The sequence below is a fragment of the Kitasatospora sp. NPDC087861 genome, assembly GCF_044742585.1.
Lineage (GTDB): Bacteria > Actinomycetota > Actinomycetes > Streptomycetales > Streptomycetaceae > Kitasatospora.
In genome coordinates this window covers 1-18,627 of sequence record NZ_JBIUUS010000041.1, presented here as the reverse complement: position 1 = coordinate 18,627, position 18,627 = coordinate 1, and the positions used below count along the sequence as shown (strand labels likewise).

Genomic DNA, 18,627 nt, shown 5'->3' with positions numbered 1-18,627 from the left:
ACCGTCATCGCGTGACCACGTCGCTCGACTCCTCCGCCCGGCAAGCCGACCCGGCTCGGCCGCGGCTGGTGACGCGCGCCCTGCTGCTGCGCTTCGTCTCCATCGTCGGCGCCTCGATCGGCTTCAACCTGCTGCTGTCCGTCGTCCCGCTGTACGCCCAGGAGTCGGGCGGGGGCGAGCACGCCGCGGGCCTCGCCACCGGCGCGCTGATGCTGGCCACCGTGATCGGCGAGCTCGCCACCCCCGCCCTCGCCGCCCGCCTCGGCTACCGCCCGGTGCTGGCCGCCGGGTTGGTGCTGCTCGGCGCCCCCGCGCTGGTGCTGACGGCCACCGGGAGCATGGCGGCGGTGGTGGCGGTCTGCCTGCTGCGCGGGCTCGGGTTCGCGATCACCATCGTCGCGGGCGGGGCGCTGACGGCCACGCTGATCCCGCCCGAGCGGCGCGGCGAGGGGCTCGCGCTGGTCGGCGTGGTGTCCGGCCTGCCGTCCCTGATCGGCCTGCCGTTCGGCGTCTGGCTGGCCCAACACGTCGGCTATGGCCTGGTGTTCACGATCGGCGCGGTGGCGCCGCTGGCCGCGGTCGCCTCCGTGCCCGCACTGCCGAACGGGGCGCGGGCCGGTGGACCGTCGGTCGGCATCCGGCAGGGCCTGCGCAGCGGCGGCCTGCTGCGGCCCGCCGTCGTGTTCGCCTCCACGGCGCTGGCCGCCGGGATCATCGTCACCTTCCTGCCGCTCGCCGTACCGTCGCCGGGCGTGGTCGCGGTGGCGCTGCTGGTGCAGCCCGGCGCGTCCACCGTGGCCCGCTGGCTGGCGGGGCGCCACGGGGACCGGCGCGGCTCCGCCGGGCTCGTGCTGCCGGCCGTACTGGCCTCGGCGGCCGGGGTGCTGCTGCTCGCCCGCACCGCCGACCCGGTCGCCGTCGTCGCCGGCGCGGCGCTGTTCGGCCTCGGCTTCGGCGCCGCCCAGAACGCCACCCTGATGCTGATGTACGCGCGGGTGCCCGCGGCCGGGTTCGGCACCGTCACCGCGCTGTGGAACGTCGCTTATGACGGTGCGATGGGCGTCGGTGCCGTCGCCTTCGGCGCGGTCGCCGGCGGAGCGGGCTACCCGTGGGCCTTCGTCCTCACCGCGGCCGTGACGCTGGTCGCGCTCGTCCCGGCCTGGCGGGACCGCGGCACGGCGTCGGCGGACGCCTGACGCCGGTGGTGCGCCCGTGGTGCGCCTGCCGGGGCCGGGGCGGCGCACCACGGGCGTCAGACCGTGCTCAGCCGCCGAAGACGGCCGCGTGCTCGGCGGCGAACTCGGTGAAGGAGCGCGCCGGGCGGCCGGTGAGCTTCTCCACGTCCGAGCTGACCTCGGCGGCGTGCCCGGCCGCGTACAGCCCGTACAGCTCGATCATGCCCTCGGCCCGCCACCGGTCCCAGCCCGCGTCGAGCATCCCGGCCAGGGCCGTCTCGGGCGCGATCGCGGTGTACGCCACCGGGCGGCCCGCGACGGCGGCGAGCTGCTCGGCGACCGCGTCGAGCGGCAGCGCCGCCGGGCCGGTCAGGGTGTAGACCGCGCCCTCGTGGCCCTCGGTGGCCAGCACCTCGACGGCCGCCGCCGCCACGTCCCGGGCGTCCACGTAGGACACCGCGCCCTCGCCGCCGGGCACCGCGAGGGTGCCGGTCCTGACGCTCTCGGCCGCGCCCAGGAAGTTCTGGTAGAAGCCGTTCGGCGCGACCACCGTCCACGGCAGCCCGGAGTCCCGCAGGTGGTCCAGGCCGCTGACGTGCGCGCCGACGAACCGGACGCCCTCCGGCCGGTGCTCGACGCCCGCCGCCGCGTGCAGCACGATCCGCGGCCGCCGGCCGGTGCGGACGGCCGCGTCGATCACGTTCCGCTCGTGGGCGGCCATCTCCGGGTGGACGGCGACCAGCAGGTAGACGACGTCGGCCCCGGCCAGGGCGGCGTCCAGCGAGGCCGGGTCCGAGAAGTCGGCGGCCACCCGCTCGACCGCGTCGTCCCACTCCGCAGGGCCCGGCGAACCGGCCCGCACCAGCGCCCGCACCGCCTCGCCGCGTTCACGCAGCCCCACGACGACCTTCGACCCGACCGTACCGGTGGCACCCGTCACAACGATCACGGATGGCTCTCCTCCCCGTTGGCGACACCGACCTGGCTCGGCGGAACACTCTGCCAACCGCGATCGCGTGCCATGATGGGGTGGGGCTCGGAAAGTCATCGCTGCTGGTCAAGCCGTGTATCGGTACTCGTTGATGACGCCGCCGAGGATGCGGGTACGCAGGAGTTTTCGGCCCTCGAGGTCGTGTGCGGTGGGTTGCTCGTGGGCGCCGGGCGGTAGCTGGTTGCGTGCGCGGTGGGGGCGGTGTGCGTTGTAGTGCTGCTGGTAGGCGGTCAGGACCTGCCGGGCGTGGGCCTCGTTCATGATGAGGACATGATCGAGGGCCTCACGCCGGATGCTCCCGATCACTCGCTCGCAGTGGGCGTTCGTCCGGGGAGTTCGCGGCGCACTCTTGAGGATCTCCATCTCCTCGGCCTCAAAGACGGCGTCGAAGGACTGGCCGTACTTGCCGTCCCGGTCGCGCATCAGGAAGCGTAGGGACTCCGCGTGGGAGCCGAGGTCGGCTGCCAGGGTCCGGGCCTGCTGTGCTGCCCGGTCTCGGGTTGGGTGGGCGGTGACGCCGGTGATGTGCAGGCGTCGGGTGCCGTGTTCGAGGAACGCCAGCGCGTACAGCCGCTGGCCGAGCACGGTGTCCAGATGGAGGAAGTCCGCCGCGAGTATGCCCTCGGCCTGGTTCGTGAGGAACTCGCGCCAGGTCAGGCCGGTGCGACGCGGGGCTGGGTCGATGCCGGCGGCATGGAGGATCTCCCACACCGTGGAGGCGGCGATCGGGTGCCCGAGACGGGCCAGCTCGCCCTGGATCCGCTTGTGGCCCCACCTCGCGTTCTCCCGAGCCAGTCGTAGCACAAGGTTCTTGAGCGCGGCTCTGGTCGGCGGTCGCCCGGTGCGGGCGCGCCGTGTGCTGTAGTCCGACTTCGCCGCGATGAGTCGGCGGTGCCAAGCCAGCAGCGTGCCGGGAGTGACCGGGAAGGCTGCCCGCCAACGGTGACGGGGTATCAGGCTGGAGAGCGCTGCCAGCCAGAACCGATCCGCGGACTCGTAGCGGAGCGGGCCGGATATCTGGCGGCGCGGCACAGCGTTCTCGTGCCGGAGCGCGAGCAGCTCCGCGTCTTTGGCGGTGTCGCGGCGCAGCAGCACCCCGGGTACGGACAACAGCTTGCGGGCCACCTTGTAAAGCAGCGAAACGATCACGCGGACATGGTGCCAGCCGAGGTCGCTCTATCGCTGCCACCTGCGGCGATGACTTTTCCGGGCCCGACACGTCAGCCGGCCGGGCCGCAGGGTTCCGTGTCGATCTCGGCGAGGGTGGCCTCGTTGTAGCGCGGGCCGTGGACGGTCGCGGAGTTGAGCACCGCGCCCGCCGCGTCCAGTGCCTCGCCCGCCACCCGGAGGTCGAGCACCGCCAGGTTCTCCCGCAGGTGGGCGACGGACCGTGTCCCGGGGATGGCAACCACGTGCGGTGCCCGCGACAGGACCCAGGCGAGCGCCAGCTGCGAGAGGGTGCGTCCGGCGTCCCGGGCGATCTCGTCGAGCCGGCGTCGGAGTGTCAGATTGGCCGGGTAGTGGCGGGCGTCGAAGCGGGGCATGGCTCGGCGGATGTCGCCGGCGGGGAGCCCCGCCGGGTCCGGCGGCGCAGCGGTGAGGAAGCCGCGGGCGAGCGGGCTGAAGGCGACCAGGGCGACGCCCAGCTCCCTCGTCGCCGCCAGGGTGCCCTGTTCGGGGTTGCGCGACCAGAGGCTGTATTCGTTCTGCAGGGCGGCGATCGGGTGGACGGCGTGGGCCCGGCGCAGCGTGGCGACGGACACCTCGGAGAGTCCGAGCGCCCGTACCTTCCCTGCCGTGACCAAATCGGTCATCGCGCCGATGCTCTCTTCGACGGGGACCTGCCGGTCGACCCGGTGGAGGTAGTAGAGGTCGATGGTGTCGGTGCGCAGCCGGGCCAGCGCCTGGTCGGCGGTGCGGCGGACGGTGTCGGGACGGCCGTCGATGACGCGTCGGCCGTCGACGCCGGTCATGCCGCACTTGCTGGCGAGCACGATGCGGTCACGGTGGTCGGCGAGGACGCGGCCGAGGAGTTCCTCGTTGGCACCGAAGCCGTAGAGGGCGGCGGTGTCGAAGAGGGTGACGCCCTCGTCCAGGGCCGTACGGAGCAGGTGTTCGGCCGCCTCCGGTGTGGGCGGGACGCCGTAGGCGTGGCTGAGGTTCATGCAGCCCAGGCCGATCGCCGGGACCTCGAAGGGCCCGATCCGGCGCAGCGTCCGGCCCGGGCCCGCCGTCGTCGACACGGTCACGAGGTCCGGGCGGCGTCGAGCTGCCGCTCGAGGTCGGCCAGTGTCCGGTAGCAGTTCAGCACCTGGGTGACGGAGGAGTTCGGTTCGCGGCCCTCGCGGATGGCGGCGACGAACTCGCGGTCCTGCAGTTCGATGCCGTCGGTGGAGACGTCGACGCCGCTGACGTCGATCGGCTCGTCCTTGCCCGTGAGCAGGTCGTCGTAGCGGGCGAGGTAGGTGCCGGTGTCGCCGATGTAGCGGAAGAAGGTGCCGAGCGGCCCGTCGTTGTTGAACGACAGCGACAGGGTGCAGATGGCGCCGTTCGCCGCGCGCAGCTGGATCGACATGTCCATCGCGATGCCGAGGCCGGGGTGGACCGGTCCCTGGATGGCGTTGGCCTGCACGATCGGCGACCCGGTCTGGTACGCGAACAGGTCGACGGTGTGCGCGGCGTGGTGCCACAGCAGGTGGTCGGTCCAGGAGCGGGCCTGGCCGAGGGCGTTGAGGTTGGTGCGGCGGAAGAAGTACGTCTGAACGTCCATCTGCTGGATGCGGTACTCGCCGGCCTGGATCCGCTGCCGGATCCACTGGTGGCTGGGGTTGAAGCGCCGGGTGTGGCCCACCATCGTGACCAGTCCGGTGAGCTGCTGTGCGGCCAGGCACGCCTCGGCGTCGGGCAGCGCGTCGGCGAGCGGGATCTCGACCTGGACGTGCTTGCCCGCCTCCAGGCAGGCGAGGGTCTGGGCGGCGTGCATCGGGGTGGGCGTGGCCAGGATGACGGCGTCGACGTCGTCCATCGCCAGTACCTCGTCCAGGCTTGCGGAGGCGCGGCCGATGCCCTGCTCGGCGGCGAACTTCCGGGCGCTGTCGAGGCTGCTGCTGACGACGGCGGTCACTTCGACGCCGTCGATCCGCCGCAGCGCGGCGGCGTGCTTGGCGCCGAAGGCGCCGCCTCCGGCGAGGGCGATCCGGACGGTCTGCTGGTCGGTCATGTCATTCCTCCGTGCCGGGCGTTTCGGCCCGCGGGTGGTTCTCCAGGATCAGGTGGCCGACGGCGGTGTTGGACGCCGGCACGTGGTAGAAGCGGTGCTTGGTCTCGACCGTTCCGCCACCGTCGATGTCGCTCATCGCCCCGCGGGCGATCAGCCACATGACGAGCTCGATGCCTTCCGAGCCGGCCTGTTCGACGTAGTCCAGGTGCGGCAGTTGCGCGAGGCCGGCCGGGTCGTCGACCAGGCGGTCGAGGAAGGCGTTGTCCCAGTCGCGGTTGATCAGGCCCGCGCGGGGGCCCTGCAGTTGGTGGCTCATGCCGCCGGTTCCCCACACCTGGACCGTCAGCGGCCGGTCGTAGGACTCGACGGCCCGGCGCAGTGCCCGGCCGAGCTCGAAGCACCGGGCGCCCGAGGGCACGGGGTACTGCACCACGTTGACGTGGAACGGGATCACCTTGCACGGCCACTGTTCGACGTCGCCGAACATCAGCGACAGCGGGACGGTCAGGCCGTGATCGACGGTCATCTCGTTGACCAGGGTGAGGTCGAAGTCGTCCCGGATGAGCGAGTGCGCGATGTGCGCGGCCAGGTCGGGGTCGCCCTCGATGCCGGGGACGGGCCGGGGGCCGTAGCCCTCGTCGGCGGTGGCGTAGGCCGCGCCGGTGCCGAGCACGAAGGTCGGGATCAGCGACAGGTCGAAGGCGCTGGCGTGGTCGTTGTAGACCAGGAAGATCACGTCGGGGAGGTTCTCCCGCTGCCACTGCCTGGAGTACTCGTAGCCGTCGAAGACCGGCTTCCAGTAGGGCTCTTCGGTCTTGTGGTGGTCCATCGCCGCGCCGATCGCCGGCACGTGCGAGGTGAAGACCGCGCCGGTGACGACGGCGTGCTCGGCCGGTGGCGCCGAGTCGGCGTACGCCGCTTCGAGGACGGCGTGGTCGATCCGGTTGCCCTCGACGGAGCGGCCGCCGCCGACCATCATGTCGCGGTACTCCTGCTCGGTCATGCCGGTCATCGAGCCCGCCATCTGCTGGAACGAAAGCCCCAGCGTGGCACCCCACTTGGCGAGGAAGTAGATGTTGCCGCCCTCACGCATCGCGGCGTTGAGGTCACGGTCGAGCAGGGCCTGCTTCTGCTCCTCGCGCAGCGGCCACGCATCGAGGTAGGCGCGTTCGTCGGCGAGGTAGCTCGCGCGGTTCTCCGCGGTCATCAGCGACATGCAGAACTGGTTGAGGTGGTACCCCTTGGCGGACTGCTCGGCGTCGAAGACGGTCGTCCCCGGGACCAGCTTGTAGGTCTTGTCCAGCGCCATGCCGGTCTCCAATCGTGCGGTGCGGGTCATTCGGTCAGTCGGCGTCCGGCCAGTAGAGGCGCATCGGGTTGGCGACCAGGAGCTTGTGCCGCAGCTCCGGCGTGGGCGCGATGTGCGGGACGAAGTCGACGAGCAGGCCGTCGTCGGGCATGTGGTCGGTGAGGTTGGGGTGTGGCCAGTCGGTGCCCCACAGCACCCGGTCGGGGAACTCCTCGACCACGCGGCGGGCGAACGGGACGACGTCGCGGTACGCCCGCTGTTCGCCGTCGAGGGCGGGCGGGCCGTCCGCCGACAGCCGTTCCGGGCAGGTGACCTTGCACCAGATGTCGGGCCGGGCGCGCAGGAGGTCGAGGAAGGCCTCGAAGTCGGGGCCGTGCGGGTCCGCGGTGACGTCGGGGCGGCCCATGTGGTCGACGACCAGCGGCACCGGGACGGAGAGCAGGAAGTCGCGCAGCTCGGCGAGGTCGGCGGCCTCGAAGTAGGCGACGACGTGCCAGCCGTACGGTGCGATCCGTTCGACGACGTCGAGCAGGTCCTGCCGCGGCGCCGCGTCGACGAGTCGCTTGACGAAGTTGAACCGGACACCGCGGACGCCGGCCTCGTGCAGCTCGCGCAGTTCCGCGTCCGGGATTCCGGGCCGCACGGTGGCCACTCCCCGGGCCAGGCCGCCGGAGGCGCGCAGGGCGTCGACCATGGCCCGGTTGTCGGCACCGTGGCAGGTCGCCTGCACCACGACGTTCCGGGTGAATCCCAACTGGTCGCGCAGTGCGAAGAGTTGGTCTTTGGATGCGTCGCAGGGAGTGTACTTGCGCTCGGGGGCGTACGGGAACTCGGCGCCGGGGCCGAAGACGTGGCAGTGGGTATCGACGGCGCCCGCGGGCAGTTCGAACCGCGGGCGGCTCGGGTCGGCGTACCAGTCCAGCCAGCCGGGGGTCTTCTCGAAGGGCGTGGTCATCGGTCCTCGTATCGCAGTCCGAGCTCGGCCAGCGGGCCGCGCATGCCATAGATGTCCAGGCCGAGTTCGCCGGTCCGGAACCGGGCGCGCTTGCCCTCCTCGGCGGCCTCCCGCGTCGCCGAGGCCTCGGCGACCTCGGCTGCCCGCTCGCGCGGCACCACGACGACGCCGTCGCCGTCGGCCACCACGACGTCGCCGGGCCGCACCAGGGCGTTGGCGCAGATCACCGGCACGTTGACCGAGCCGAGGGTGGCCTTCACCGTGCCCTTGGCGTTGACGGCCCGGGCGAAGACGGGGAAGTCCATCCGCTCCAGGTCGGCCGTGTCACGCACGCCGCCGTCGATGACCAGGCCGCGGGCTCCCCGGGCGCGGAAGGAGGTGGCGAGCAGCTCGCCGAAGAAGCCGTCCTCGCTCTCGGTGGTGCAGGCGGCGACCACGACGTCGCCCTCGCGGATCTGTTCGGCGGCGACGTGCAGCATCCAGTTGTCGCCGGGCTGCAGCAGAACGGTCACCGCCGTCCCGCACAGGCGGGCGCTCGGGTAGACCGGGCGCAGGTAGGGGCGCATCAGCCCGACCCGGCCCATCGCCTCGTGGATCGTCGCCACGCCGAACGCCGACAGCGCGGCGACGGCCTCGGGGTCGGCGCGGGTGATCGACGTGCGGACGACCCCGATCTCGGTGTGTTCCATGGTTCTTCTCCTGGGGTCAGCGATCGGCGGCGGCGAGGCGGCCGGCCGCGGCGAGGCGGGCGGCGAGCCGGGGGTGGACGCGCAGGGCATTGCCGGAGCGGACCGCGGTCCGCTCCTCGCCGGAGAGGTACGGGGTGGCGTCGACGTACCTCCGGGTGTCGTCGAAGTGGTGCCCGGTGTCCGGGTCGACGCCGCGGACGGCGCCGATCATCTCGCTGGCGAAGAGGATCGCCCGGCTGGGGATCACCCGGGTGAGCAGGTCGATGCCCGGCTGGTGGTAGACGCAGGTGTCGAAGAGGACGTTGTCCAGCAGCTCCTCCGGGTCCGGCCGGCCGAGCGCCATCGCCAGGCCCCGGAACCGGCCCCAGTGGTACGGCACCGCGCCGCCGCCGTGCGGGACGACGAACCGCAGCGTCGGGAAGTCGGCGAACAGGTCGCCCTGGACCAGCTGCATGAACGCCGTGGTGTCGGCGTTGAGGTAGTGGGCGCCGGTGGTGTGGAAGGCCGGGTTGCACGAGGTGCTGACGTGGATCATGGCGGGGACGTCGTACTCGACCATCGCCTCGTAGAGCGGGTACCAGCTGCGGTCGGTCAGCGGCGGCGCGGTCCAGTGCCCGCCCGAGGGGTCGGGGTTGAGGTTGACGCTGACCGCGCCGAGTTCCTCGACCGCGCGGCGCAGCTCGGGCAGGCAGGTGGCGGGGTCGACGCCCGGCGACTGCGGCAGCATCGCGCCCATCGCGAAGCGGTCGGGGTAGAGCCGGCTGACCCGGTGGACCAGGTCGTTGCAGATCCGCGCCCACACCGAGGAGACCTCGAAGTCGCCGATGTGGTGGGCCATGAAGCTGGCCCGCGGGGAGAAGACGGTCAGGTCGATGCCGCGCTCGTCCATCAGCCGCAACTGGTTGCCCTCGATCGCGCCGCGCAGGTCGTCGTCGGTGATGACCAGCTCGTCGGGGTCGGGCGCGTCGCCGGGGGTGCCGGCCGCCGCTACCTGCCGGTCCCGCCAGGCGGCCAACTGCGGTGGGGCGGTGGTGAAGTGGCCGTGGCAGTCGATGATCACGGGGGGCCTCCTGGTGGTCGTGCGGAGTCGTGGGCCGGGTCAGGCCCGGGTGCTGGTGGGCCAGCCGGTGTACTGCTCGGCGAGGTACCTGCGGCCGGCCCGGGTGCCCGCCACGTTGTCGAGCTCGCCGAGTCGGCGGCGCAGGTCGAAGGAGGTGTCGCCGGGCTCGGTGTGCAGCAGCCGGGTCATCCAGGAGGAGAAGTTCTGGGCCCGCCAGATCCGCTGGAGGGCGCGCGGCTGGTAGTCGTCGAGCGCGGTGTCGCCCTCGCCGCCGAGGGCCCGCAGCAGGACGTCGGCGAGGACCTTCACGTCGTGCAGCGCGAGGTTGAGTCCGCGGGCGCCGGTCGGCGGCACGGTGTGCGCGGCGTCGCCGGCGAGGGTCAGCGAGCCCCAGCGCATCGGCTCCTGGACGAAGGAGCGGAACCGCAGCACCGTCTTCTCCAGCACCGGCCCCTCGGTGAGGCGGAAGCCGTCCTGCCCGGCCACCCGGGCCTGGAGGGTCTCCCAGATCCGGTCGTCGCTCCAGGCGTCGACCAACTCGTCGGGGGCGCACTGGAAGTACATCCGCTGCACCGTGTCGGTGCGTTGGCTGATCAGCGCGAAGCCGTGCTCGGAGTGGGCGTAGACCAGCTCGGGCGCGCTCGTCGGGGCCTCGGCCATGATGCCGAACCAGGCGAACGGGTACTCCTTGCCGTGGCGCACCCGCCGGTCCTCGGGCACCAGGTCGCGGCACATGCTGCGCGAACCGTCGGCGCCGACCACGTACCGGGCCCGGATCTCGCGCCGGCTCCCGTCGGGCAGGGTGCAGCGGACCCGGGGGGCGTCGGTGGTGATGTCGAGGACCTCGGTGTCCTCGATCCCGAACAGGACCGTGCCGCCGTCGCGCTCCCGGGCGTCGGCCAGGTCGGTGAACACGTCGGTCTGCGGGTAGAGCCAGGTGGACGCGCCCACCAGCTCCTTGAAGTCGATGCGGTGCGGCCGTCCGCCGAAGCGCAGTTCGATGCCCTCGTGCTCGTGGCCCTCGCGCACGACGCGGTCGGACACGCCGGTCTCGACCAGGTCCCGGGCGACGTCGGCCTCGAGGATGCCGGCCCGATGGGTGGTGGCGATTTCCTGCCGGGTGCGGGTGTCGACGACGACCGTGTCGACCCCGGCGCGGCCGAGCAGGTGGGCCAGCATGAGGCCGGCCGGACCGGCTCCGACGACGGCGACGGGTACCGAGGTGACGGTGTCGGCGGTGGCCTCGGCCATGGGATCTCCTGAGCGGCTGCGCGGGTTCGGAACACCCCGAACGCTGGCATCCGCGACCTCCGCCGGTCAGCACCACTTCCGCCAGGCGGAAGTCCTCTCTGGAATCGCCGACTCAGACCGTCGCGCGGGCCCGTCGGCCGAGTTCGTCGGAGATGCCGTGCACGGCCCGCAGCAGCGGCTCCCGCAGGCCGCGGGCGCGGCTCGCGCTGCTCGCGCTGCTCGCGCTGCTCGCCGCGATGACGATCCCGAGCGCGGCGCCGACCGGGCCGGTCCGGCCGATCCGCACGGGTGCGGCCACCGCGACGGTGCTCTCCGAGAGCTGGCGGTCGCTCACGAAGACCTGCTCGCGACGGATCCGGTCCAGCTGGGCGCGCAGGGTCTTCGGGTCGGTGACGGTGTGCGGGGTCCAGGCCCGCAGCGGCGCGTCCAGCACGGCCTCCTGGATGTCGCCCGGCGCGTGCGCCAGCAGCACCCGGCCCATCCCGGTGGAGCCGGTCGGGAAACGCGAGCCGACCATGGTCACCAGCTCCACCGAGCGGTGCCCGGCGATCCGCTCGACGAAGACCAGCTCGGTGCCCTCGCGCACCGCGAGCTGGATGTTCTCGTGCGTCGCCTCGTACAGGTCCTGCATGAACGGCAGCGCCACGTCGCGCAGAATCTGGCTGCGCGGGCAGCCCGAGGCGATCTCCCAGAGCCGCAGCCCGACGTGCCAGGAGCCGTCCTCGCCGCGCTCCAGGGCGCCCCAGGCAGCCAGCTCGGCGACAACCCGGTGCGCGGTGCTCAGGGCGAGGCCCGTACGCTGTGCGATCTCCGACAGGGTCTGCGACCGGCAGTCGCGGCCGAACGTCGAGAGGACTTCGAGAACTTTTCCAGCCGCCGTGCTCCGGGTTGCGCTCACGCGGTCAGTGTCGCAGACAGGCATTGAGCCGCCCGTTCACCCGCCGTGGCAGCGGCCGCCCACAAGGAGAACGACGTGTCCCGAGAGATCACCGGTCTGTCCTCGATGGCGACCAGGCAGCTCCTGGCCGAGCTGTCCGACCATCTCCGACACTCCTACGGCGCGCAGGTGCGGTTCGAGTCGGCCGGCGGGGTCGAGGTCGCACGGCGGGTGCGCGAAGGAGCCGAGGGCGACCTGCTGGTGCTCGCCGAGAACGCGATGGCGGGGCTGGAGGGGGCGGGGCTGCTGGTCGGCGGCACGCTGCGTCCGTTGTGGGTCTCGCAGGTGGTCGCCGCTGTGCCCGAGGGGGCGCCGCTGCCCGCCCTCGCCTCGGAGTCCGACTTGCGGGCAGCCCTGCTGGCCGCACGGCGGATCGCGTACTCCACCGGCCCCAGCGGTACGGCGCTGGTCGAGCTGACGGCCCGGCTGGGTCTCGCCGCGGAGCTCGCACCGCGGCTCGTCCAGGCGCCTCCGGGGGTCCCGGCCGGCAGCCTGCTCGCCTCCGGCGGGGTCGAGCTGGCCTTCCAGCAGCACAGTGAGCTGATGGATCTGCCCGGCGTGGTCGTGGTCGGGCCGCTGCCCGGCGACACCGCGATCAGCACGACCTTCAGCGGGGGCGTGCTGGCCGCGTCAACCGAACCGGTCCGAGCGGCCGGGGTGCTCGACCTGTTCGAGGCCGAGGAGCTGTGGGCGACCGCGCGGGCCAAGGGCATGCGGGCCGTCCGGGACTTCGGCTGAAGCCTCCTCGGTTCCGGCCGGGGCGGACACCGCGCACGCCGGGAGATTCGGGCGCTCGGGGGCGCCGCGGCACCTCCCGGCCGCAATGGCGCGACCGGCAGCCTCCCTTCCGGCCCGGGCGTGCGTCATGGCGGACCAGGTGCGCCCCGAGCATCGGCGTCACCCTCCGGCGGCCGGTGTGGTCTGCCGCAGCCGACGCGACCTGACAGGACCGGCCATCGCGGATCAGCGGGCGATCCGGTGGTAGCCGGTGAGGAAGGAATGACGAAAGGGCCCTTCGGCCCGGGACGGACTCCGTGGTCCGTCCCGGGCCGAAGGGCCTTCGTGCCAGGGGACCGGTCAGGCGTAGTGGCGGTAGACGGCCTGGGCCACGCAGGCCGGCTTCTCGCTGCCCTGGACCTCGACGGTGAAGGCCAGCGGCATCTGCACGCCGTTGCCCTTGACCTCCTCCACCGCGCCCACGGCTCCGTGCAGCCGGATCTTCGCGCCGACCGGGACGGGGCTGGGGAAACGAACCTTCTCCAGGCCGTAGTTGACGCTCATGGAGATGCCGGTGATGTCCAGCAGCTCGCCGAAGAGCGGGATGATGAGCGAGAGGGTGAGGTAGCCGTGGGCGATCGGGCCGCCGAACGGGCCGTCCTTGGCCTTCTCCGGGTCGGTGTGGATCCACTGGTGGTCGTCGGTGGCGTCGGCGAAGGTGTTCACCCGGTCCTGGGTGATCTCGCGCCACTCGGTGCGGCCGAGGTCGGCGCCGCCGAGGGCCTTGAGTCCGTCGATGCCGTGGGCGGTGGTGGGCATGGAAAGTCCTTTTCCGTTGTGGACACGTGGTGTGACGGTGCGTCTGTCAGGACGCGGAGGGGTTCCCGGACGCATGCAGCTCGCGGACGGCGGCCTTGACGATCTTTCCGGTGGCCGTGCGGGGCAGGGTCTGCGCGAGCACCACCGACTTGGGGATCTTGTACTTGGCGAGCCGGCCCCACAGGTGGCCGAGGATGTCGTGCTCGTTGGCGCGAGCGCCGGCCCGCAGGACCACGACGGCGCGGCCGACCTCGCCCCAGACCGGGTCGGGCACGCCGATGACGGCGCACTCCTCGACGGCGGGGTGGGCGAGGATCGCGTCCTCGACCTCGGCCGGGTAGACGTTCTCGCCGCCCGACACGAACATGTCCTTCACCCGGTCGACGATGTAGGCGTAGCCGTCCGCATCGGTGCGGGCGACGTCGCCCGTCCGCAGCCAGTCGCCGTCGGTGAACGCGGCCGCGGTCTCCTCCGGCCGGCCCCAGTAGCCGGTCATCACGTTGGGGCCCTGGACCAGGACCTCGCCGCGCTCCCCCGGCCCGGCGTCGCTGCCGTCGGGCCGGACGACGCGCGTGTCGGTGAAGAAGTGCGGCACCCCGGTGGAGCCGGCCTTGGCAGAGGCCTGCTCCTCGTCCAGGAAGAGGACGCCGGGCGACGCCTCGGTCATGCCGTAGCCCTGGCTGAAGGCCAGGCCGCGGTCGAGGTAGGCGGCGATGGTGCGGGTCGGCACCGGTGCGCCGCCGCAGTTGAGAGTACGCAGGCTGGAGAGGTCGGTGGTGGCCCAGCGGGGCCGGGCGGCCATCGCGTCGTACATCGTCGGGACGCCGAACATGTAGGTGACGCGCAGCAGTTCGATCGTCTCCAGCACCCGCTCGGGGTCGAAGGCCCCGTGCAGGACCACCCGGCCACCCTTGAGCAGGGTGGGCAGACAGGTCATGTTGAGGCCCCCGGTGTGGAACAGCGGCGCCACGACCAGGGTCACCTCGTCGCCGGCCAGGTCGGTGTCGACGAGGACGTTGACGCTGTTCCAGGTGATGTTCCCGTGCGAGAGCACCGCGCCCTTCGGACGGCCGGTGGTCCCCGAGGTGTACATGATCATGCAGGGGTCGTCCGGGGCGACGGCGAGATCCAGCGGCTCACCGGAGACGCCGGCGATCAGCTCCTCGTAGCCGGAGACGTCCTGGCCGGGTCCGTCGAGCGCGATCCGGTGCCGGACCCCGGCCTCCTCGGCCGCGGCCCGGGCGGCCCCGGCCTGCTCCGGCGCGTGGACGAGGACGGTGCTGCCCGAGTCGGCCAGGTTGTACGCCAGTTCCGGGGCGGCGAGGCGGGTGTTGAGCGGGACGAAGACGGCACCCAGGACTCCGGCGGCGAACAGGGTCTCCAGGAAGGCCGGGTGGTTGGGCCCCAGGTACGCGATCCGGTCGCCCCGCTCCACGCCCGACACCCGCAGGCCGTGGGCGAGTTGCAGGACGCGCTGGTGCAGCTCACGGTAGGTCCGGCTGCTGCCCTCGTGGACGACCGCGACCCGGTCGGGTGTCTTGCGGGCCCGGCGGGCGGGCCACGAGCCGATGCCTTGGTTCAGCACGGGTGCTCCTTCAGTCCGTGCGCAGCCCGAGCAGTCGGGCGGCGTTCTCCTTGAGGATCTTCGGCCGGACCTCGGGCTTGATGTCGAGTCGGGCGAAGTCCGCCAGCCACCGGTCGGGGGTGATGACGGGGTAGTCGGAGCCGAACAGGACCTTGTCCTTGAGCAGCGTGTTGGCGTAGCGCACCAGCTGCGGCGGGAAGTACTTGGGCGACCAGCCGGACAGGTCGATGTACACGTGCGGCTTGTGGGTGGCCACCGCCAGCGCCTCGTCCTGCCAGGGGAAGGACGGGTGGGCGAGGACGATCCGCAGCTCCGGGAAGTCCACCGCGACGTCGTCGACCAGCATCGGGTTCGAGTACTTCAGCCGGATGCCGCCGCCGCCCGGGACGCCGGCGCCGATGCCGGTCTGGCCGGTGTGGAACAGGGCGGGCACGCCGAGCTCCTCGATCGCCTCGTACAGCGGGTAGGCCAGCCGGTCGTTCGGGGAGAACGCCTGGATGCTGGGGTGGAACTTGAAGCCGCGGACGCCGTAGTCCGTGACCAGGCGCCGGGCCTCCCGCACCCCCGCACGGCCCTTGTGCGGGTCGATGCTCGCGAACGGGATCAGCGCGTCGGGGTGGGCGGCGCAGCTCTCCGCGATCTCCTTGTTGGAGATCCGCGGATGGCCGGTGGCGTGTTCGGCGTCGACGGTGAAGACCACGGCGGCCATCCGGCGTTCGCGGTAGTGCTCGGCCATCTCGTCGATGGTGGGCTGCCGGTGGCCGTGCGCCTTGAAGTACGCCTCGGAGGCCCCGAACAGCTCGGGGCTCAGTGCGCCGTGGCCGTCCGTGGAGATCTCGGCGTGGGTGTGCACGTCGATGGCGGTGAGCCGGTCGAGGTCGAGTGCGAGGTCGACCATGTCAGGCCTCCGGGGCCTTGGGCGCGGGGATGCCGTAGGTCTCGGGTTCGGCGCCGACGCCGCCCTGCCACTGCGCGGCGATGGCGTCGGCGCTCCAGCCGCCGTCGGCGAGGGCGACAGCCTTCTCCCGGGGGTGCGCCCACAGGGCGAGGCGGTCGCCGCCGATGCCGATGGCCTGGCCGGTGACGTCCTTGGAGTCGTCGGAGGCGAGGAAGGTGATCAGGGCGGCGACGTCCTCGACGGTGCCGAGTCCCTCCTCCTTTCGCAGCCAGTCGGGCAGCGGGTTGCCGGTGCGCTCGGCCTCCTCGATCACCGGGGCGAAGGCCGGGATGGTCCTGGTCATCTCGGTGGCGGCGACCGGGACGACGGCGTTGACGGTGATGTCGGCGCGGGAGAGTTCCATCGCCCAGGTGCGGGCCATCGCGACGATGCCGGCCTTGGCGGCGGCGTAGTTGGTCTGGCCGAAGTTGCCGCGCTGGCCGGCCGGCGAGGAGATCAGGACGAGCCGGCCGCCGGTGCCCTGCTCGCGCATGCGGATCGCGGCGGCGCGGGCGCAGGTGAAGGTGCCGCGCAGATGAACGCGGACGACGTCGTCGAAGTCCTCGTCGGTCATCTTCCACAGCACCCGGTCGCGCAGGATACCGGCGTTGCTGACCAGCACGTCCAGGCTGCCGAACTCCGTCACGGCGGTGTCGACCAGCAGCTGGGCGGCCTCGCTGTCGCTGACCGCGGCGACGGCGCCGGTGGCGCGGCCACCGGCGGCGGTGATGGTGGCGACGGCGGCATCCACGGTTGCCCGGTCGACGTCGTTGACGACGACGGCCGCGCCGGCCGCGGCGAGGGCCTGTGCGTACGCGAGTCCGAGACCGCGGCCGCTGCCGGTGACGACGGCGACCTTGCCCTGGAGATCCATGAGGGTGCACCTCTCGTGGGAGTGATGGGAGGGGATGGCGCCAGGATCGACAGGAATCCTGATGAATGGCAGTCTCGTCAATCATCAGGATTCCTGTCAATGCCCTAGGCTTGGCCACGCCGCCGCACCGACGGCGCTCGGCGAAGGGAACGAGATGGACCGACCCGCAGTGACCGGCACCTCGCTGCTGTACCTGGTCAAGAGGACGGAGCTGGCGGTGCGCGCACGGCTCGACGAGTTGCTCAAGCCCGCCGGCATCACCGCGCTGCAGTACACGGCGCTCACGGTGCTGGAGCGGCACGACGGCATCTCGGCTGCCCAGCTGGCCCGCGACTCCTTCGTCACCGCCCAGTCGATGGCCGACATGATCCGCACCCTGGAGGGACGCGGCCTGATCCGTCGCGAGCCCAACCCCGGCAACCGCCGCGAACGCCTCGTGCTGCTCGCCGAGCCGGGCCGCCACCTGCTCGCCGAGTACGCCGCCTCGGCCCGGGAACTGGAGGCGCGCATGGTCGCCGGACTCACCGCCGAGGAGGCCGACCGCTTCCGCGAGTCCCTGAACACCGCCTGGCGCGCCCTCTCGTGAACCGGGGCGCACGCACATCCGACTGACGACCGTTCACGGAAGCCGCGGCTGCCCGGACGAGCAGTGCGGACTCCCGGCTCGCTCAGTTCGACCGCAGCGCGGGGGCGCTGCTACGGGGACGGTCGCCGACTGCTTGTGGCGCCGGACGACCTGCAGTGGGCCGACGCCGCCGCCCTGCTGCTGTTCGGGCGCCTGGCCCGGCGTGCCCGGCACGAGCCGCTGCTGCTCATCGGCACCTACCGGGACGTCGAACTGCCCGACGGCCACCCGCTGCCGGATGTCGAGGTGGTGGTGCTCGGCGGTCTGGACGTGACGGACGTCGGAACGCTGCTGGCCCGGTACGGGCCGCCGGCGGCGGCCGAGACCGCCGCCCTGGTGCACCGCCGGACCGGCGGCAACCCGTTCTTCGTCCAGCAGGTCGCCCGGCTGCTCGCGGCGCGGGAGAGCAGGCCACCCACCCCGAGGGCCGGGGAGGCTGGGTCTGACAGGCAACCAGTCAGGGGACTCGCCAGGGACCACACGTTGCAACACGGCCGTCCCGGAGGCATCTTCCGGCGAGCGGACAGCGCGGGCTGTCTACCGGCTGACGTGCAGCGATGGCTATCGCCGGGCGACTGGGGGTCAAGTGGGCTTGGGGTCATTGCGGTCTGTCACATCCGGATGGCGGTGGATTGTCCTCTGGGATGGATCGTCCTCTGGCGCCGTGGCGTGACGTCAGTAACATGATTTCCCCTCACGTTTCTCGTCAGGAGGCTGCCATGCCGGACCGTTTCGACCTGCCGGCGGACTTCCGCTGGGGTGCCGCCACCGCCGCGTACCAGATCGAGGGGGCGGTGGGGGAGGACGGCCGCGGACCGTCCGTCTGGGACACCTTCGCCGCCCGGCCCGGCGCCGTCCGCGACGGCCACACCGGGGCGGTGGCCTGCGACCACTACCACCGGTACCCCGAGGACATCGAGCTGATGAAGGGCCTCGGGCTGGACGGCTACCGCTTCTCCGTCGCCTGGTCCCGCATCCTGCCCACGGGCGCGGGCGCCGTCAACGAGGCTGGCCTCGCCTTCTACGACCGCCTGGTGGACGCGCTGCTGGAGGCGGGCATCACCCCGCTGCCCACGGTCTTCCACTGGGACCTCCCGCAGGGTCTGGAGGACAACGGCGGCTGGCTCAACCGCGACACGGCAATGGCGGAGGAGGTAGCCGTCGACGGTTCCGTACTTGTCGGCGTATCACTCGATGCTGAGCCTGGTGCGGGAGGGCAGCGGGACGTCGCGGTAGTCACCCTCCTTTCGGTGTTTGAGCGGCGCGTATTCCTTGGTGGTCTTGTTGACCTGCTCCGTGACGCGGTAGACGTCGTCGGTGACGATGTTGTTGAGGTTGACGGCGAGCGCCTCGCCATTGCGTAGGCCGGAACCACTCATGAGGTCGGTGACGACGAGGAAGGCGTCGTCGCCGGCGGTGCGTATCTCCTGCACCTGGGTGGGGGAGGGGACGACGGCGCGGTTGGGGTCGTACTGGGGCGGCT

At 72.3% G+C, this 18,627-nt stretch carries 18 protein-coding genes and 1 pseudogene; 5 read left to right on the top strand and 14 right to left on the bottom strand.

The features are described from left to right. The first annotated feature begins 11 nt into the window (after nucleotides 1-11). Nucleotides 12-1,196, top strand: a complete 1,185-nt coding sequence (locus tag ACIOJE_RS35345; RefSeq protein WP_400782062.1) for an MFS transporter — start codon at nucleotides 12-14, stop codon at nucleotides 1,194-1,196. A gap of 67 nt (nucleotides 1,197-1,263) precedes the next feature. On the opposite strand, the gene ACIOJE_RS35340 is transcribed toward ACIOJE_RS35345, so the two are convergent. The 10 genes from ACIOJE_RS35340 to ACIOJE_RS35295 all read right to left on the bottom strand — a co-directional run bounded on the left by ACIOJE_RS35340 (nucleotide 1,264) and on the right by ACIOJE_RS35295 (nucleotide 11,548). Continuing rightward, nucleotides 1,264-2,124, bottom strand: a complete 861-nt coding sequence (locus ACIOJE_RS35340; RefSeq protein WP_400782059.1) for an NAD(P)H-binding protein — start codon at nucleotides 2,122-2,124, stop codon at nucleotides 1,264-1,266. A 108-nt stretch (nucleotides 2,125-2,232) separates the two neighbouring features. Next, the gene (locus ACIOJE_RS35335; RefSeq protein ID WP_400782056.1) at nucleotides 2,233-3,315 is read right to left on the bottom strand and encodes an integrase core domain-containing protein; all 1,083 of its coding nucleotides are present in this window, start codon (nucleotides 3,313-3,315) and stop codon (nucleotides 2,233-2,235) included. Nucleotides 3,316-3,386: 71 nt separating this feature from the next. Beyond that, nucleotides 3,387-4,409 (bottom strand): aldo/keto reductase, encoded by a 1,023-nt coding sequence (locus ACIOJE_RS35330; RefSeq protein ID WP_400782054.1) that lies wholly within the window; start codon nucleotides 4,407-4,409, stop codon nucleotides 3,387-3,389. Between the two features lie 2 nt (nucleotides 4,410-4,411). Next, nucleotides 4,412-5,386: a Gfo/Idh/MocA family oxidoreductase gene (locus tag ACIOJE_RS35325; RefSeq protein ID WP_400782052.1), complete on the bottom strand. Its 975-nt coding sequence runs from the start codon at nucleotides 5,384-5,386 to the stop codon at nucleotides 4,412-4,414. Between the two features lies 1 nt (nucleotide 5,387). Continuing rightward, nucleotides 5,388-6,725: a protocatechuate 4,5-dioxygenase subunit alpha gene (ligA, locus tag ACIOJE_RS35320; RefSeq protein WP_400782050.1), complete on the bottom strand. Its 1,338-nt coding sequence runs from the start codon at nucleotides 6,723-6,725 to the stop codon at nucleotides 5,388-5,390. 4 nt (nucleotides 6,726-6,729) lie between these two features. Next, a complete protein-coding gene (locus tag ACIOJE_RS35315; RefSeq protein ID WP_400782047.1) occupies nucleotides 6,730-7,650 on the bottom strand; it encodes an amidohydrolase family protein in 921 nt (306 codons plus the stop codon). Then, nucleotides 7,647-8,339, bottom strand: a complete 693-nt coding sequence (gene ligK, locus ACIOJE_RS35310) for a 4-carboxy-4-hydroxy-2-oxoadipate aldolase/oxaloacetate decarboxylase (protein WP_280679069.1) — start codon at nucleotides 8,337-8,339, stop codon at nucleotides 7,647-7,649. Before ligK ends, ACIOJE_RS35315 begins: the two co-directional genes overlap by 4 nt. Before the next feature lie 16 nt (nucleotides 8,340-8,355). Continuing rightward, on the bottom strand, nucleotides 8,356-9,399 hold the full coding sequence (locus ACIOJE_RS35305) for an amidohydrolase family protein (RefSeq protein ID WP_400782045.1): 1,044 nt from the start codon (nucleotides 9,397-9,399) through the stop codon (nucleotides 8,356-8,358). A 39-nt stretch (nucleotides 9,400-9,438) separates the two neighbouring features. After that, on the bottom strand, nucleotides 9,439-10,650 hold the full coding sequence (locus ACIOJE_RS35300; protein WP_400782042.1) for a 4-hydroxybenzoate 3-monooxygenase: 1,212 nt from the start codon (nucleotides 10,648-10,650) through the stop codon (nucleotides 9,439-9,441). Nucleotides 10,651-10,762: 112 nt separating this feature from the next. Continuing rightward, nucleotides 10,763-11,548, bottom strand: coding sequence for an IclR family transcriptional regulator (locus ACIOJE_RS35295; protein ID WP_400782040.1), 786 nt, complete (start codon nucleotides 11,546-11,548; stop codon nucleotides 10,763-10,765). A gap of 75 nt (nucleotides 11,549-11,623) precedes the next feature. Between ACIOJE_RS35295 and ACIOJE_RS35290 the strand changes: the two genes are divergently transcribed. After that, nucleotides 11,624-12,325: a substrate-binding domain-containing protein gene (locus tag ACIOJE_RS35290; protein ID WP_400782038.1), complete on the top strand. Its 702-nt coding sequence runs from the start codon at nucleotides 11,624-11,626 to the stop codon at nucleotides 12,323-12,325. 339 nt (nucleotides 12,326-12,664) lie between these two features. On the opposite strand, the gene ACIOJE_RS35285 is transcribed toward ACIOJE_RS35290, so the two are convergent. Genes ACIOJE_RS35285 through ACIOJE_RS35270 form a run of 4 tightly spaced genes read right to left on the bottom strand, consistent with a single transcriptional unit; the run spans nucleotide 12,665 to nucleotide 16,519 of the window. Then, nucleotides 12,665-13,123, bottom strand: a complete 459-nt coding sequence (locus ACIOJE_RS35285) for a MaoC family dehydratase (RefSeq protein WP_280679059.1) — start codon at nucleotides 13,121-13,123, stop codon at nucleotides 12,665-12,667. Nucleotides 13,124-13,169: 46 nt separating this feature from the next. After that, nucleotides 13,170-14,708, bottom strand: coding sequence for a long-chain fatty acid--CoA ligase (locus ACIOJE_RS35280; protein WP_400782035.1), 1,539 nt, complete (start codon nucleotides 14,706-14,708; stop codon nucleotides 13,170-13,172). A 10-nt stretch (nucleotides 14,709-14,718) separates the two neighbouring features. Continuing rightward, nucleotides 14,719-15,606 (bottom strand): amidohydrolase family protein, encoded by an 888-nt coding sequence (locus tag ACIOJE_RS35275; protein ID WP_400782032.1) that lies wholly within the window; start codon nucleotides 15,604-15,606, stop codon nucleotides 14,719-14,721. Nucleotide 15,607: 1 nt separating this feature from the next. Beyond that, complete coding sequence (locus tag ACIOJE_RS35270; RefSeq protein WP_400782030.1) at nucleotides 15,608-16,519, bottom strand: SDR family oxidoreductase; 912 nt, start codon at nucleotides 16,517-16,519, stop codon at nucleotides 15,608-15,610. Between the two features lie 154 nt (nucleotides 16,520-16,673). Between ACIOJE_RS35270 and ACIOJE_RS35265 the strand changes: the two genes are divergently transcribed. The 3 genes and pseudogenes from ACIOJE_RS35265 to ACIOJE_RS35255 all read left to right on the top strand — a co-directional run. Further along, nucleotides 16,674-17,105 (top strand): MarR family winged helix-turn-helix transcriptional regulator, encoded by a 432-nt coding sequence (locus tag ACIOJE_RS35265; protein WP_400782027.1) that lies wholly within the window; start codon nucleotides 16,674-16,676, stop codon nucleotides 17,103-17,105. A 135-nt stretch (nucleotides 17,106-17,240) separates the two neighbouring features. Next, on the top strand, nucleotides 17,241-17,831 hold the full coding sequence (locus tag ACIOJE_RS35260; protein WP_400782024.1) for a hypothetical protein: 591 nt from the start codon (nucleotides 17,241-17,243) through the stop codon (nucleotides 17,829-17,831). Nucleotides 17,832-17,863: 32 nt separating this feature from the next. Beyond that, nucleotides 17,864-18,292, top strand: a pseudogene (locus ACIOJE_RS35255) (glycoside hydrolase family 1 protein); the annotation flags it as partial. Between the last annotated feature and the right edge of the window lie 335 nt (nucleotides 18,293-18,627).